The organism is Saccharopolyspora antimicrobica, assembly GCF_003635025.1.
Lineage (GTDB): Bacteria > Actinomycetota > Actinomycetes > Mycobacteriales > Pseudonocardiaceae > Saccharopolyspora > Saccharopolyspora antimicrobica.
Genome location: NZ_RBXX01000002.1, coordinates 2,876,302 through 2,890,728, shown reverse-complemented (window position 1 = coordinate 2,890,728; position 14,427 = coordinate 2,876,302). Strand labels below are relative to the sequence as shown.

General features: G+C 70.7%; 13 protein-coding genes. 11 read left to right on the top strand and 2 right to left on the bottom strand.

The window, feature by feature from the left end; translation table 11 throughout:
• Positions 1-86 precede the first annotated feature (86 nt).
• On the bottom strand, positions 87-758 hold the full coding sequence (locus ATL45_RS14130) for a biliverdin-producing heme oxygenase (protein ID WP_093151184.1): 672 nt from the start codon (positions 756-758) through the stop codon (positions 87-89).
• Positions 759-935: 177 nt separating this feature from the next.
• Between ATL45_RS14130 and ATL45_RS14125 the strand changes: the two genes are divergently transcribed.
• The 7 genes from ATL45_RS14125 (at position 936) to ATL45_RS14095 (ending at position 7,353) form a co-directional block, all read left to right on the top strand.
• A complete protein-coding gene (locus ATL45_RS14125) occupies positions 936-1,691 on the top strand; it encodes a MerR family transcriptional regulator (protein WP_093151180.1) in 756 nt (251 codons plus the stop codon).
• 344 nt (positions 1,692-2,035) lie between these two features.
• Complete coding sequence (locus ATL45_RS14120; protein ID WP_093151177.1) at positions 2,036-2,479, top strand: fluoride efflux transporter FluC; 444 nt, start codon at positions 2,036-2,038, stop codon at positions 2,477-2,479.
• Positions 2,479-2,820, top strand: coding sequence for a DUF190 domain-containing protein (locus ATL45_RS14115; RefSeq protein WP_211841224.1), 342 nt, complete (start codon positions 2,479-2,481; stop codon positions 2,818-2,820). The genes ATL45_RS14120 and ATL45_RS14115 overlap by 1 nt, the downstream gene beginning before the upstream one ends.
• Complete coding sequence (crcB, locus tag ATL45_RS14110) at positions 2,817-3,191, top strand: fluoride efflux transporter CrcB (RefSeq protein ID WP_093151175.1); 375 nt, start codon at positions 2,817-2,819, stop codon at positions 3,189-3,191. The genes ATL45_RS14115 and crcB overlap by 4 nt, the downstream gene beginning before the upstream one ends.
• A gap of 60 nt (positions 3,192-3,251) precedes the next feature.
• Positions 3,252-3,599: a cupin domain-containing protein gene (locus tag ATL45_RS14105; protein WP_093151170.1), complete on the top strand. Its 348-nt coding sequence runs from the start codon at positions 3,252-3,254 to the stop codon at positions 3,597-3,599.
• On the top strand, positions 3,599-4,918 hold the full coding sequence (locus ATL45_RS14100) for an MBL fold metallo-hydrolase (protein WP_093151168.1): 1,320 nt from the start codon (positions 3,599-3,601) through the stop codon (positions 4,916-4,918). Before ATL45_RS14105 ends, ATL45_RS14100 begins: the two co-directional genes overlap by 1 nt.
• Before the next feature lie 134 nt (positions 4,919-5,052).
• On the top strand, positions 5,053-7,353 hold the full coding sequence (locus ATL45_RS14095; RefSeq protein WP_246025340.1) for a LuxR C-terminal-related transcriptional regulator: 2,301 nt from the start codon (positions 5,053-5,055) through the stop codon (positions 7,351-7,353).
• A gap of 25 nt (positions 7,354-7,378) precedes the next feature.
• On the opposite strand, the gene ATL45_RS14090 is transcribed toward ATL45_RS14095, so the two are convergent.
• Positions 7,379-7,783 (bottom strand): hypothetical protein, encoded by a 405-nt coding sequence (locus ATL45_RS14090; protein ID WP_093151163.1) that lies wholly within the window; start codon positions 7,781-7,783, stop codon positions 7,379-7,381.
• Between the two features lie 509 nt (positions 7,784-8,292).
• On the opposite strand from ATL45_RS14090, the gene ATL45_RS14085 reads away from it, so the two are divergent.
• The 4 genes from ATL45_RS14085 (at position 8,293) to ATL45_RS14070 (ending at position 14,385) form a co-directional block, all read left to right on the top strand.
• On the top strand, positions 8,293-10,035 hold the full coding sequence (locus ATL45_RS14085) for a hypothetical protein (RefSeq protein WP_093151160.1): 1,743 nt from the start codon (positions 8,293-8,295) through the stop codon (positions 10,033-10,035).
• Between the two features lie 224 nt (positions 10,036-10,259).
• The gene (locus tag ATL45_RS14080; protein WP_093151157.1) at positions 10,260-11,483 is read left to right on the top strand and encodes an MFS transporter; all 1,224 of its coding nucleotides are present in this window, start codon (positions 10,260-10,262) and stop codon (positions 11,481-11,483) included.
• Positions 11,484-11,929: 446 nt separating this feature from the next.
• A complete protein-coding gene (locus ATL45_RS14075; RefSeq protein WP_093151153.1) occupies positions 11,930-12,247 on the top strand; it encodes an SCO4225 family membrane protein in 318 nt (105 codons plus the stop codon).
• Between the two features lie 146 nt (positions 12,248-12,393).
• Positions 12,394-14,385: a PhoX family protein gene (locus ATL45_RS14070; protein ID WP_093151150.1), complete on the top strand. Its 1,992-nt coding sequence runs from the start codon at positions 12,394-12,396 to the stop codon at positions 14,383-14,385.
• Positions 14,386-14,427: the final 42 nt, after the last annotated feature.

Genomic DNA, 14,427 nt, shown 5'->3' with positions numbered 1-14,427 from the left:
CTTACTCGTCGGTAACAAGAGGGTATTACCTGACGGTAACTTCTGCCAAGGCGGTCTTCGCTACACCACCCGGGAGGGCCAGCGGATCACCGCTGCCGCGGGATCAGCAGGTAGCTGAGCTCGGCGAGGACGCGCGTGTTGTGCGCGTAGGCGCGCTTGACCTCGGCCACGATTCGATCCTCCTCCGCCGCACTCCAGCCCACAGTGTCCAGCAGGGTGCGGTAGGCGTCCTTGAAGCGCGGGCCGTTCGGGATCTGCTCGAAGGTCAGGAACGCGAAACCGGCGCCGTCCGAGCGGTCCATACTCCGGCCCATGATCGCCCGGATCGCCTGACCGCCGGAGAGATCGGCCAGGTAGCGCGTGTAGTGGTGCGCGACGAAGCCGCCCGGCCAGTCGAAGCAGATCTCGCGCATCCGCGCCAGGTACTCCTCGGTGGCGGCGCTGGGCGCGACCTTGCGCCGCCAGCCGCGGCCGAAGTAGTGCTGGAGATCGGCCTCCAGCGCGGGCAGCCGCCGCAAGCGATCGCTGACGAAGGGGCCTGCGACGAGGTCGCTGCGCATGTGCTCGGCGGCCGCCTCCAGCACGGCGTAGGCGAAGTAGTGCTGGGCGAGCAGCATCGCGAAGTCCTCGGCCCCGAGCTGACCGGCCAGCAGGGCCCGGACGTAGGGCTGGGCGTGCGCGCGGCCGTGCTCGGCCCGCGTCTCCGCGCGCAGCCGCTGCGCGAAATCGCGGCGGACCGGACGTTCGGTGGTCGTCATCGGCAACCCCTGACTTAGGCAAGGCTTACTTAACTTCTGCCACCCTAGAGCGCGGCGCCGGTGCTGCCAAGGGCCGGTTTCCGGTGACCTCCGCTTCACCCGGACGGACGCGGCAGAATCCGGCTTGACCCTCACGTCGCGTGAGGCCCCAGGCTCGTCGACGAGGAGGTGAGGACCGTGCCCCACTCGGTCGGCGAAGCAGCGCGGATCTCCGGAACGACGGTGCGCACCCTGCACCACTACGACGAGATCGGACTGCTCACCCCGAGCGCCCGGACGGCCGCGGGCTACCGCAGCTACTCCGACGCGGACCTGGACCGGCTGCGCCGGATCCTCGGGTACCGGGCGATGGACCTCGGCCTCGACGAGATCGCGACCATCCTCGCCGACGGCACCGACCGCGAACACCTGCGGCGGCAACGCGAACTGCTGCTGGCGCGGATCGACCGGCTGCAGCGGGTGGTCGCGGCGGTGGACCGCGAACTGGAGGCGAGCACGATGGGCGTCGAGCTGACGCAGGAGGAGAAGTTCGAGCTGTTCGGCGATTTCGACCCGGACGACCACGCCGAGGAGGCCGAGCGGCGCTGGGGCGGCACCGACGCGTACCGCCAGTCCCAGCAGCGGATGAGCTCCTTCACAAAGCAGGACTGGCAGCGCTTCATGGCCGAGCAGCAGGAGGTCGGGCAGCGGCTCGCGCGGGCCAAGCAGGCCGGCGTGGCCCCGGACAGCGAACAGGCCATGGACCTCGCGGAGGAGCACCGCCGGCACATCACGCGCTGGTGCTACGACTGCACGTACGAGATCCACCGCGGCCTCGGCGACATGTACGTGGCGGACGAGCGATTCATGAGCCACTACGAGAAGCTCGAACCGGGCCTGGCGGCCTACGTCCGCACGGCGATCCACGCCAACGCCGACCGAGCCGAGGCGTAGTTTCCCGCAGCGCCGACGGAAACAGCGACCCCTCCGGTGTGCCCGACGTCCGGCACACCGGAGGATGCGGCCAGAACCCGTTGGGTCGTGGAGACCCGTGCAATTTCAATGGAAATCGCACGTCTGATTTCAATTGAAATCGCACGACCACCGGCGCACCACCGGCGTGTCACCGGCGCACCACCGGCGTGTCGGGCGCCCGACGCGCCGAAGGTCCGCAATTTCAATTGAAATCGGACACCTGATTTCCATTGAAATTGCGCGGTGGAACCACCGGGGCACGGGCTCCGAGGGCAGGGCCCGAGTACCGTTCGGGCACAGGCCGAGTACGTGCGGGAGGAGTCATGGGGTCCGCTTTCCCCGCCGAGCTGCGCCCGGCCCGCAAGCCCCGGACGCGTCCGCCGTGGGACGTGCTCGCCGCGGTCGCCGCGGGCGGCGCCATCGGCTCGGTGCTGCGCTACGGCGCCTACCTGGCCTGGCCCGGCCCGCTGTCGACGTTCGTGGTCAACGTGGTCGGCTGCCTGGCCATCGGCGTGCTGATGTTCGTGATCACCGACCTGGTCGCCGCGCACCGGCTGGTCCGTCCGTTCCTGGGCGTCGGGGTGCTGGGCGGGTTCACCACGTTCTCCACCTACGTCGCCGACGCGGTGCACCTGGTGCTCGGCGGCCGTGCCGCGCTCGCCCTGGTCTACCTGGCGGGCACCGTGCTGGCCTGCTTGCTCGCGGTGGCCGCCGGCGTGCTCGGCGCGCGATCGGTGGCCGGTGCGCTCGGGAGGGGGAATCGCTGATGCGGCTGCGCGGCCAGGCCGTCCGGCTCACCGCGATCTTCGGTGAGACCGACACCTACCAGCACAAACCGCTTTACCACGAGATCGTGCGCAGGGCGCGGGAAGCCGGGCTGGCAGGAGCTTCGGTGTTCCGCGGCGTGGAGGGCTTCGGCGCGTCCTCGGCGATCCACACCGCGCGGCTGCTGTCGTTGAGCGAGGACATGCCGATCGCGGTGGTGATCGTCGACGACGAGCAGCGGGTGCGGGACTTCCTGCCCGAGCTCGACGAGCTGGTCACCGAGGGTCTGGTGCTGCTCGACGAGGTCGAGGTGATCCGCTACGCCGGACGGGAGCAGCGGTGACCTTCGCACTGGTCGCGATCGGCGGCGCGCTCGGCGCCTGCTTGCGCTTCCTCACCGATCGCTGGGTCCAGGCCCGGCACGACACCGGCTTCCCGTGGGGCACCTTGACGGTCAACGCGGTCGGCTCCCTGATCCTCGGCATCCTCACCGGCGCAGCGCTGTTCGGCCTGGAGTCGCCGGAGTTGCAGGCGCTGGTGGGCGTCGGGTTCTGCGGGGCGCTGACGACCTTCAGCACCTTCGGCTACGAGAGCGTGCGCTTGCTGGCCGACGGCGCGCGGCTGTACGCGGTGCTCAACGTGCTCGGAACGGTGCTGGCCGGCATCGGTTCCGGGGTGGTCGGCGTGGTGCTGGCCGCCGCGGTGCTGGCCTGATCGCGCTGCCCCGCCGCGACACCGGCGGGAGAATCGGGGCACCCGCGAGAGGTGGATCCGATGAGCGACACCACGATCATCAAGGTGGACGGCGCGCACTCGCCACGCGGCACGCAGGGCCAGTACTACCTCGCCGAAGGCGTCGGCTTGGCGATGCGGCTGTGGCGCGGTGAACCGCCCGGCTTGGAGAAGGAATCGGCCGCCAGGGACTACGAGACCGCCGGCTACGTGATCAGCGGCCGCGCGGAGCTGCACAGCGAAGGCCAGGTCGTGCTGCTGCAGCCCGGGGACTCGTGGATCATCCCGAAGGGCGCAGAGCATCACTACAAGATCCTGGAGGAGTTCACCGCCGTGGAGGCCACGCACCCGCCGGCCCAGGTCCACAGCCGGGACGAGAAACCTGCCTGATGGTCGAGGTCGAAACCGTCGAGACCGCCTCGCTGGGCGCCCGCAGCTACCTGGTCTGCGACGACGGGCGAGCGGTGGTGATCGACCCGGTCCGCGATGTCGACCGCTTCCTCGCCGCCGCGGGCCGTCGCGGAGTCCGCATCACGCACGTGCTGGACACCCACCTGCACCACGACCACCTCTCCGGTGGCTTGGAGCTGTGCCGGCTGACCGGCGCGGAGTACGGCCTCGCGGCGGCCGACCAGGTGTCTCACGCGCGGCCGCTGGTGGAGGGCGATGTGCTGGAGGTGTCGCCGCAGCTGCGGCTGCGCGTGCTGGCCACGCCCGGGCACACCTTCCACCACCTGTCCTTCGTGCTGGAGAACGCCGACGGCGCGATCGGCGTGTTCACCGGCGACTCGCTGCTTTCCGGCTCGACCGGGCGCACCGATCTGCTCGGCCCGCAGCACAGCGAGGACCTCGCCCGGCTGCAGCACGCCTCGGTGCGCAAGCTCGCCGAACTCCTGCCCGGCTCGGCTCAGGTCTGGCCGACGCACGGCGACAACGCGACCATCGGCCAGCAGCTGAAGGTCAACGCCGCGTTCCACCTCGACGAGGACGCCTTCGTCGATCAAGCCCTGACCTCGCTGGATCCCGTCCCCGGCTACTACGCGCGGCTGAGCGCCCGGAACCGGAGCGGGCCGGACCCGGTCGATCTGCGCGAACCCATCCGGCTGCGGCCTGCGGAGCTGGCTCGGCGACTGCGCACCGGCGAGTGGGTGATCGACCTGCGCTCCCGCCGGGAGTTCTCCCGGGCGCACCTGGCGGGCACGCTCTGCCTGGGCCTGGACGGGCCGCTGGCGCACTGGCTGGGCTGGCTGGCCGACTGGTCCGCGCCGATGACCCTGCTGGGCGAGACGGCCGAGCAGATCGCCGCCGCGAAGCGCGAGCTGGCGCGCATCGGCCTGGACCGCACGACCGCCGCGGTCGGCAGCCCGGACGAGCTCGCACCGGACCCGAGCCTGGTGCGCGGCCTGCCGTCGGCGACCTTCGCCGATCTCGCCGAGGCAGGGCCGGGAACGGTGGTGCTGGACGTTCGGATGCGCCGCGAGTGGCGCACCTGCCACCTGCGGGGTGCCGCGCACATCCCGCTGTTCGAGCTGCGCGACCGCTCCGACGAACTGCCCGACGGCGTGGTGTGGGTGCACTGCAGCGCCGGTTACCGCGCCGCGGTGGCGGCATCGCTGCTGGCCAGGGAAGGACGCGAAGTGGTGTTCGTCGACGAGGACTTCACCGCCGCGCACCGGACCGGCCTCGCGCTGGCCTCCTCCGATCGCTGAAACCGCCTGATCGGCCGAGCACGTCCAACATCGCTGCCCTGTCGTGCTCTGGACTTACCTCATCGGGTGAACGCGGGTCGCGGCGGGCCTACACTCGGACGCGACGTACTTCCGGTGAGTGCGGGTGGTCTGGCATGACAACCCGACGGGTGGGCAGGATTCCCGACGACCTGACGAGCTTCGTCGGTCGGCGCGGAGCGATCACGCAGGTCAAGCGGCTGCTGTCGACCTCGCGACTGGTGACCCTCACCGGAGTGCCCGGAGTCGGCAAGTCGCGGCTGGCCACCCGCGTCGCGCGCGATCTGCGCCGCGCCTTCCCCGACGGCATCCGGCTGGTGGAGCTGTCCGAGATCCCCGCGCACGGCAACCTCGCGCAGGTGCTGGTGAGCAGTCTCGGCCTGCGCGGAACCCCGCCCGCAGCGGCCGAGGAGCTGCTGGCCGAGCGCCTGGGCGACAAGCGGATGCTGATCGTGCTGGACGGCTGCGAGCACCTGCTCGACGAGTGCGGACCGCTGGTCAGCGGGCTGCTGGCGGCAGCTCCCGAACTGCGCGTCCTGGTCACCTCGCGGGCGCCGCTGGCGATCGCCGGTGAGCAGGTGTGGTCGGTGCCGCCGCTGTCGATGCCGCAGCTCGACCAGCAGGGCCGGGTGGTGCGGCGGGCCGTCGGCCACGAGGCGCTGGAGCTGTTCGCCGACCGGGCGTCGGCGGTGCTGCCCGGCTTCACCATCGGGCCGGACAACGAAGCCGACGTGGTCCGCCTGTGCCAGCAGCTGGACGGGCTGCCGCTGGCGATCGAGCTGGCCGCGGTGTGGATGCGGTCGCTGTCGGTGTCGGAGGTCCTGGCCCGGCTCACCGACCGGTACCGGCTGCTGACCTGGGGCGATCGCAGCGCATCACCGCACCACCAGTCGCTGCGGGCGGCGGTCGAGTGGAGCTACGACCTGTGCTCGCCGGTGGAGCAGTCCGTGTGGGCGCGGCTGTCGGTGTTCGCGCACGGCTTCGAGCTGGAGGCCGCCGAGGCGGTGTGCGTCGGCGACGGCGTGACCGTGGAGGACGTCTTCGTCGGAGTGGCCGGGCTGGTCGAGAAGTCCGTGCTGGTCAAGGAGGATCCGCAGCACGCGCGCACTCGCTACCGGCTGCTGCGGACGATCCAGGAGTACGGCCGCGAGCGGCTCGGCGGCGGCACCAAGGAACTGGTGCTGCGCCGCCGCCACCGCGATCACTTCCTGCTGCTGGCCGAACGCGTCGACGCCGAGTGGCTCGGGCCGGACCAGGTGGAGTGGCTGGTGCGGCTGCGGCTGGACCGGGAGAACCTGCGCGGTGCGCTGAGGTTCTGCTGCAACGAACCCGGCGAAGCCGACGACGCCCTGCGCATGGCAGCGGCGCTGCGGTTCTTCTGGCTCGCGGGCGGTACTCCCAGGGAAGCCGTCTCCTGGCTGGGCGAGGCCTTGCAGTCCTCCCCCGAACCGAGCCCGCAGCGAGCCCGCGCGCTGCTGGTGGACGCGCTGATCAGCGGCTGGCAGGGGGATTCCGGCACGGCGCTGGACCTGCTGGCCGAGGGCCAGGATGTGGCCCGCCAGGTGCGGGCGGACGCGGTGCTGGGCCTGGTCCCGCACATCGCCGGGCTCATCGACATGAGCCGCGACCAGCCCGAGGCCGCGATGGAGCGGTTCACCGAAGCGCTGGAGCAGGAGGAGGTCATGCTCCACGACGGGCTCGCGATGATCAGCATGGCGAGTCTGGCGTCGTTGCACGTCTTCCACGGCGATCTCCCGCGCGCGCTCGACCTGTGCCGGAGGTGCCAGGAGATCTGCGCGGAGCACGGCGAGAAGTGGGCGCGGTCGTGGTGCGAGCTGGTCCTCGGGCTGATCCGCTGGCAGCAGGGCGACCTCGACGCCGCCGTGTCCCACCTGCACGAATGCCTGCGGATCAAACAGCTCTTCGGCGATGTGCTCGGCGTGCTGCTGGCCGTCGAGATCGAGTCCTGGGTGGCCGCGGGGCAGGGCCGGGCCGCCCGGGCCGCGCAGCTGAGCGCCGCGGTGAGCCGGCTGTGGCAGCCGATCGGCAGCTACCTGTTCGGCCTGCGCCCGTACCTGACCTGGCATGCCGAGACCGAAGCGCGGATCCGCAACGCGCTGCCCACCGCAGACCTGCGCGCCGCGCGACGCCGGGGCTCGGAGTCCACATTGGACGAGTTGGTCCGGTTCGCGCTCGGCGAGCGGCACCCGGCGCCCGCGATGGACGCGTCGGTGCGGCTGACGCCGCGCGAGCGCGAGGTGGCGGCGCTGGTGGCGCAGGGGCTGTCGAACCGGCAGATCGCCGAGCAGCTGGTGATCTCCAAGCGGACCTCGGACAGCCACATCGAGCACATCATGGCCAAGCTCGGCGTCACCTCGCGCGCGCAGATCGCGGTGTGGGTCGCCGAGCAGGCGTGATGCGACGCGGACCCGGACCAGCCGCTCAAGCAGCCGCGCGCGGAGTGGTTAGCATGGCCCGGCGGGTCGCGGAGCAGACCACCTGGTGCGCGGGTGCCGAGAGGCCGAGGCGCGGCGGGGTGATCCAGCGCGAGTCGGCCAGCGGCGGCACTTCGAGCCGGGTGCCGTTCGGGATGGTCGTGAGCTCGGTCAGGTCGACCGGCATCTCAGCGCCCGGCTCGGGCTGGGTGAACAGCACCCAGTCCGATCCGTCGGCGAGCACCGGCCCGGCCTGCAGGTGCACGGCCAGCACGTGGTGCACGTGGGCGGCGAAACCGGCAGGTGCGCGGAGGGCGCTGACCCGGTCGCCGACGAGGATCGTGGTTCGGTCGGTGCGCGGGTCGTGGTCGACCCGCCAGCCCGCTGCGTGGAATTCGGAATGGCTGGACATGGGGCGGTTCGAGGGCCTTCTGGTATCGGGGGACGGGGGACGCCGCGGTGGGGTTCAGCGAGGCGGGTGGCGGCGGCGCCGTTGCCGCCTGTCGGACGGGTGGCACCCACCTCGCTGACGGGAGGCCGGACGATGAGCAGTTGCTCTCGTCCGGTCGCCGGGACCTCCTCCCTGTTGCGGCTGTGCCGGCAGTCCGCCCCACCGCGCCGGCCGGGTGGGCCGGAACCGGGGCGGCGGAGTCGCTTCCGGGGCTGCCGGGCAGGTCCTTCGCGGTGGTGCGCCACTGCTGGAGCGGTGCGCATCCGCGTCGGACGCAGCGGAAGCATGGACCAATGGCCCTGGTGCCCGAAGCGGGACAAGTACCGACGGCCATACCGATGCCCCCACGAACTTCACCCGATAGAGGGTCCCGACACACGTGCAGAACCCTGCTTGCGCTACCCGGGTTCCCCGTGCTCCGTACTTACTCTTCGAGGTGATCCGCACACCTGAGCGAAGAGGAGCACCCCATGCGCACCGTTTTCATCCACGGCGAGGCCGACCGGTTCGAGGCCGCCCGGGAGGAGCTGATCGCCCGGTTCGGCCGCAGCCGCCCCGAGCTGGACGCCACCGAGCTGCTCGACCAGCTGCTGACCGACAAGTTCGCCAGGGACGGCTTGCTGGCCTGGTGGTCCGAGGAGGAGCTGGCGAGGTTCCTGGTGGCGGTGGTGCCGCGCCGGTCGGTGCTGGCGGACTGGTCGCTGGCACCGGACTTCCTGCACCAGTGGATCGGCTTCCTCGCCGAGAACGACCTGCTGACCGGCCCGAACACGGTCTCCGAGCTGCACGAGGCGGTGGAGCGGGCCACCCCGGACCACCTGATCGCGATGGCCGAACCGGCCGAGTGGAGCTCGGAGAAGTTCTGGTCGATCACGATGCGGGAGCTCGGCGTGGACACCGAGGACCCGCAGGCCGTGGCGGAGTTCTTCGCCGCGGTGGACGCCGACGAGGTCGACGTGGACCACGACGTGCTCGAGGAGATCGAGCGCCGCGAAGCTCTGGAGCCGGGCGATCAGCCCGCGCTGTGGTTGCCACCGGTGGAGCTCACCGAGCTCGAACCGCACCGGGCGATCGCGGCGGGATCGCCGGTGGTGCAGCTGATCCACACCGTGCTGGAGTGGATCGGCGACGGCCGCGATCCGTCCGATGTGGACGAACTGGTGGCGGCGCTGGGCGGTCACGCCGAGGACGCCGATCTGCTGCTGGAGTGGGCCGAGCGGGCCGGCCTGGTCCGCCCGGCCGGAGACCTGCTGGTGCGCACCCTGATCGCCGACCCGCTGCTGGCCCGGCCGGAGCTGCTGTGGAGCCGGTTGTGGCAGCGGTTCGTGCTGGTGGACGACGTCTTCCGGGAGCGGTTGGACGTGCTGTCCGAGGGCGCCGACGCGCTGCCTGAGATCGTGCAGGCGGCGTTGAGCGTGCTGTACGCGCGGACCGACGCGGTGCCGCTGGAGCTGATCGTGTCGATGACCTGCGACCTGCTCGACGAGGCGGAGCCCGCGGCGCAGGAGGCGGTGCGCGATGTCGTCGGCCAGGTGCTCGCCCAGTGGGAGTCGATGCAGGCGATCCGCACGCACACCACCGCGCCGGGCGAGGTCGAGGTCGAGCTGCTGCCAGCGGGTCTGTGGGCGGCGCGGGAATCGTTGCGCGCCTTCGGGTTCCGGGTTCCCTCGGTGGACGATCTGGCATCCGCCCCAGCGGAGCTGCTGGCCCTGGCCCTCACCGACACCCCGGCCGACGTGCAGCCGGTGCTGATCGGGCGGTGGATCGAGCAGCGGGGCACCCGGCAGGCGAGCGGTGAGCTGGCGGCCCTGCTGCGCCGGGTCGACGACCCGACGGTCCGGCTGTCGGCGCTGGCCGTCCTGGAGCACACCGGAGCGGAGGGCGTGGCTGCGGCGCGCGAGCTGATCGACGATCCGGTGGCGGGCCCGGCAGCGCGCGTGTGGCTGCAGGCCAGGCCGTCGAGCACCGATGCCGCACTCCGGCTGGGCGACGAGCTGCTGTGCGCGCTGGACGGCATGGCCGCCGCGCTGGACGAGGACATCGAGCTGTTCCTCACCGAGTTCGGCAGGCATCCGGCGTCCGACCAGCTGTCCTTGATCACCGAGATCGCCGGCAGCGAGCACTCCAGCGCGACCGAAGTGCTCACCGTCATCGCCGAGCACCACCCCGAGGAGGTGATCGCGACGGCGGCTCGCACCGGGCTGGGTGCCTGATGACCGGGCTGGCCGCCTCGCCCGTCGAAGCGGCCAGCCACCCCGCACAACACCGAGAGGAGGTATCGCCCACCGCGGCCAGCACCCCGCCTTGCCCCGAACCGGCACATTTCAGCTGGTCGGCCCCTTGCGCAGGTGAGCCCGCTCATGTTCGTTTGGTGTGCTAACCAAATATTGTTAGCATTGCAAACGAAACTGCTACCTGTTGCGAGGGGTGTCGGCCGATGAGCGCCGGGCATGACGTTCGGTTTCTCGATGTGTTCAAGGGGCAGCCCAAAGCGGTGTGGATCACCGCTTTCGCCGCCGTGATCGCGTTCATGGGCATCGGGCTCGTCGACCCGATCCTGCTCTCGATCGCCGAAGCGCTGCGCGCCGGCCCCGAGCAGGTCACGCTGCTGTTCTCGTCCTACCTGGGCGTGCAGGTCGTGGCGATGCTCATCACCGGCGCGTTCAGCGCCCGCTTCGGCCCGAAGCGGACCGTGGTCACCGGGCTGGTGCTGATCGTGATCGCCACGGTGCTGTGCGCGCTCGCCGGCTCGATCGGCGAGCTCGTCGCGCTGCGCGCGGTGTGGGGCCTGGGCAACGCGTTCTTCATCGCCACCGCGCTGTCGGTGATCGTCGGCGCCGCCAGCGGCGGTCAAGGGGCCGCCATCATGCTCTACGAGGCGGCGCTGGGCATCGGCCTGTCCACCGGACCGCTGCTGGGCGCGCTGCTGGGCAACATCTCCTGGCGCGGGCCGTTCGCCGGGACCGCGGTGCTGATGGCGATCGCGCTGATCCTGTCCGCCGGTTTCCTGCCGAAGGACGGCCCTCGCTCCGAGCGGGCCAAGGTCCGGCTGCTGGACCCGATCCGCGCGCTCGGCCACGGCGGCCTGCTGCGGACCGCGCTGGGATCGGCCTTCTACACCGCCGCGTTCTTCATCGTGCTGGCCTGGTCGCCGTTCGTCCTGGAGTTCGGCGCGATCGCGGTCGGCCTGGTGTTCTTCGGCTGGGGCCTGTGCGTCGCCTTCGCCGGGGTGTTCCTGGCGCCGCGGCTGGCGGCCCGCTTCGGCGAGGTCGGCGGCACCATCATCGCGGTGCTGTCCTTCGCCGTCCTGCTCGGCGCGATGGCCGTCGGATCCAAGCCGGTGGTGGTCGTCGCGGTGATCCTCAGCGGACTGGCCTCCGGCCTGCTGAACACCCTGTTCACCGGCTCCGCGATGAGCATCAGCGACGCGCCGCGTCCGGTCGCCAGCGCGGGCTACAACTTCCTGCGCTGGCTCGGCGGCGCGGTCGCGGCCACCGTGGTCGGGCACATCGCCACCCTCTTCGGCTCGAACCACGCGCCGTTCGCCGTGGGCGCGGTGCTGTGCGTGATCGCGGCCGGCCTGCTCTCCCTGGAACTGCGCACCAAGGGCGACGCCCACCAGGTCCCGGCCGAAGCCGCCCTGGTCGGCGAGGAGTTCTGAGAGTCCCATCCCCGGACGGACCGTTCGCCTCGCCCGACGAGGTGAGCGGTCCGTTCGCCATCCCGGCAGGCGAGCCCGCGCTGAGCAAGATCCTGCCGGGAACCCACCTGCTTTTCCCGCACCCTGGCATACGCTCCAAAGTCGTCCAACTGCTTGGAGGTACCAGCCGAACAGCACGGACGACAGCACATTCCACCTGTTCGCCCCCACGGCGACGAGTTCGCTCATGGCCGCTTGGTGGCTGACCAGGAATTATCCGCCTCGCACACGCAATTGCGCGCTGATTCGAGGAATGTCGACCGATGAACGCCGGTGATGAAGCCCGGCTTCCCGAGGTGTTCAAGAGGTAGCGCAGCCGGAGATGAGTACTTTCGCCCATGCTGCTGCCCATTTCACGGTGGGAAGATCGTTGAGGCCCAGAGTCCCCGGTCTTCAGGAGATTCACCATGGCACCCCAGCATTCCCCCGCCATGACGTTGCGCCACGGCCTGCTCAATCCGGTCGCCTTGGGCTATCTGGCGGTCGTGGTCGTCGTGTGGGGCTGGATCGGCGTGGACGTGCTGCTCGTGGAGCACCAGGACGCCAGCTTCGCCCCTGTATGGGGATTCCTGATCACGGCCCCGACCTCGCTGCTGTTCTTGCCGCTTCCTTCCCCGTCCCCGTGGGTCGGTGTCGTCGTCGGTGCCGTCGTCCAGGCCATCGCGCTCGGCGTCGCGTACAGGTGGCTCACCAGCCTCCGGCAACGCCGCACCGACAGCGCCTGACGACGGCCTGCTGCAGCTCGACTTCCCGCGGTGCCTCGCTCCGGGCAAGCAACTGTCGGGAATTCACCTGTTTTTCCCGCATCTCTTGCTATTCGTTCACCTTGGCATACGCTCCAAGCCGTTTCTCGAACTGCTTGGAGGTACCGGTGCCACCACAGCCGGACGAACGTCGACTCCTGCCACTGCTCTCCACCGGCCGGGCGCGCTTGACCTGCCGGTACCGCTGCGGAGACCAGTGCGCCGAGCATCCGCCGAACACCACGGACAATCCGTACTTCGGCGACCTGCTGGCCACCGCGCTGAACCGGCGCGGGCTGCTGCGGGCAGGTGCTGTGGTCGCGGCATCGGCCGCCGTGCTCCCCGGGCTCGGCACCCGCTCGGCCGCCGCCGAGCCCGGACCGCCTCCGGGCCTGGACTTCACCCCGGTGCAGCCGAACAGCGCGGACGCGGTGGTCGTCCCGGACGGCTACCAGCACGACATCGTGATCCGCTGGGGCGATCCGATCCTGCCCGGCGCCCCGGAATTCGACTTCGACGCCCAGACGCCGGAGGCGCAGGAAGCCCAGTTCGGCTACAACAACGACTTCTGCGCTCTGCTCCCGCTCAAGGGCAAGCGGCGGCTGATGGTGAACAACCACGAGTACACCACCGAGGAGTTCCTCTTCCGCGGCTACGACCCGGAGAACCCCACCGAGCAGCAGGTCCGGATCGCCTGGGCGGCGCACGGGTTGTCCGTGGTGGTGCTCGAAACCGGTGACGGCGCACCGAAACCCGTGCTGGACCGGCTCAACCGCCGGATCACCCTCAACACGCCGTTCGAGCTGCGCGGACCGGCCGCGGGAAGCGACCACCTCAAGACCCCCGCCGACCCGACCGGCACCCGCTCCTTCGGCACCATGAACAACTGCTCCGGCGGCGTGACGCCGTGGGGCACCATCCTCTCCGGCGAGGAGAACATCCACTTCTACTTCGCCAACGCCGACCAGGTCACCGACCCGGCCACCCAGCAGCGCCTGGCCCGCTACGGCATCAAGGGCGCCGCCAGCGAGCGCAAGTGGGAGCGCTTCGACTCCCGCTGGGACCTCACCGAGCAGGTCAACGAGCCGAACCGGTTCGGCTGGATCATCGAGCTCGACCCCTACGACCCGGAGTCGACGCCGGTCAAGCACACCGCGCTCGGCCGGTTCAAGCACGAGGGCGCGAACATCCGCCTCACCGACGACGGCCGAGCCGTCGCGTACATGGGCGACGACGAGAAGTTCGAGTACCTCTACCGCTTCGTCTCCGACGGCAGGATGAAGCGCGGTGCCAGCGCGCACGCCCGCAGGCACAACATGTCGCTGCTGGACTCGGGAACGCTCTACGTCGCCAAGCTCACCGGCGACAGCCCCGGCGAGATCGACGGCAGCGGCAAGCTCCCGGCCGACGGCGAGTTCGACGGCACCGGCGAGTGGATCCCGTTGGCGCACAACGACACCAGCTTCGTGGACGGGATGACCGCCGAGGAGGTCTACGTCTTCACCCGGCTGGCCGCCGACCAGGTCGGCGCGACGAAGATGGACCGCCCCGAGGACGTCGAACCGCACCCGAAGACCGGTCGCGTCTACGCCGCGCTGACCAACAACTCCGACCGCGGCCCGGACGGCAAGGCGCCCGCCGACGAGCCGAACCCGCGCACCGCCAACAAGCACGGCCAGGTCCTGGAGCTCGACGACGACCCGGTGGGCGACCGCTTCTCCTGGCGCCTGCTGCTGGTCTGCGGTGACCCGGAGGATCCCGCCACCTACTTCGGCGGTTTCGACAAGTCGCAGGTCAGCCCGATCTCCTGCCCGGACAACGTGACCTTCGACGGCCACGGCAACCTCTGGATCAGCACGGACTCCTCGGAAGCCCTCGGCGCCAACGACGGCCTCTACGCGGTCCCGCTGGAAGGACCGCACCGAGGCCACGTGATGCAGTTCCTGTCCGTGCCCCGCGGCGCGGAGGCCTGCGGCCCGATCGTCGAGGAGGACCTGATCATGGTCTCCGCCCAGCACCCCGGCGAAGTCGACGGAGCCAACGCGGACAACCCCGTCTCCCACTGGCCCGACGGCGGAACAACTCAACCCCGCCCCTCGGTCGTGGCCGTCTGGCGCTGACCCGGTGACGGGCACCTTCAGGTCACTCGCCTGAAGGTGCCC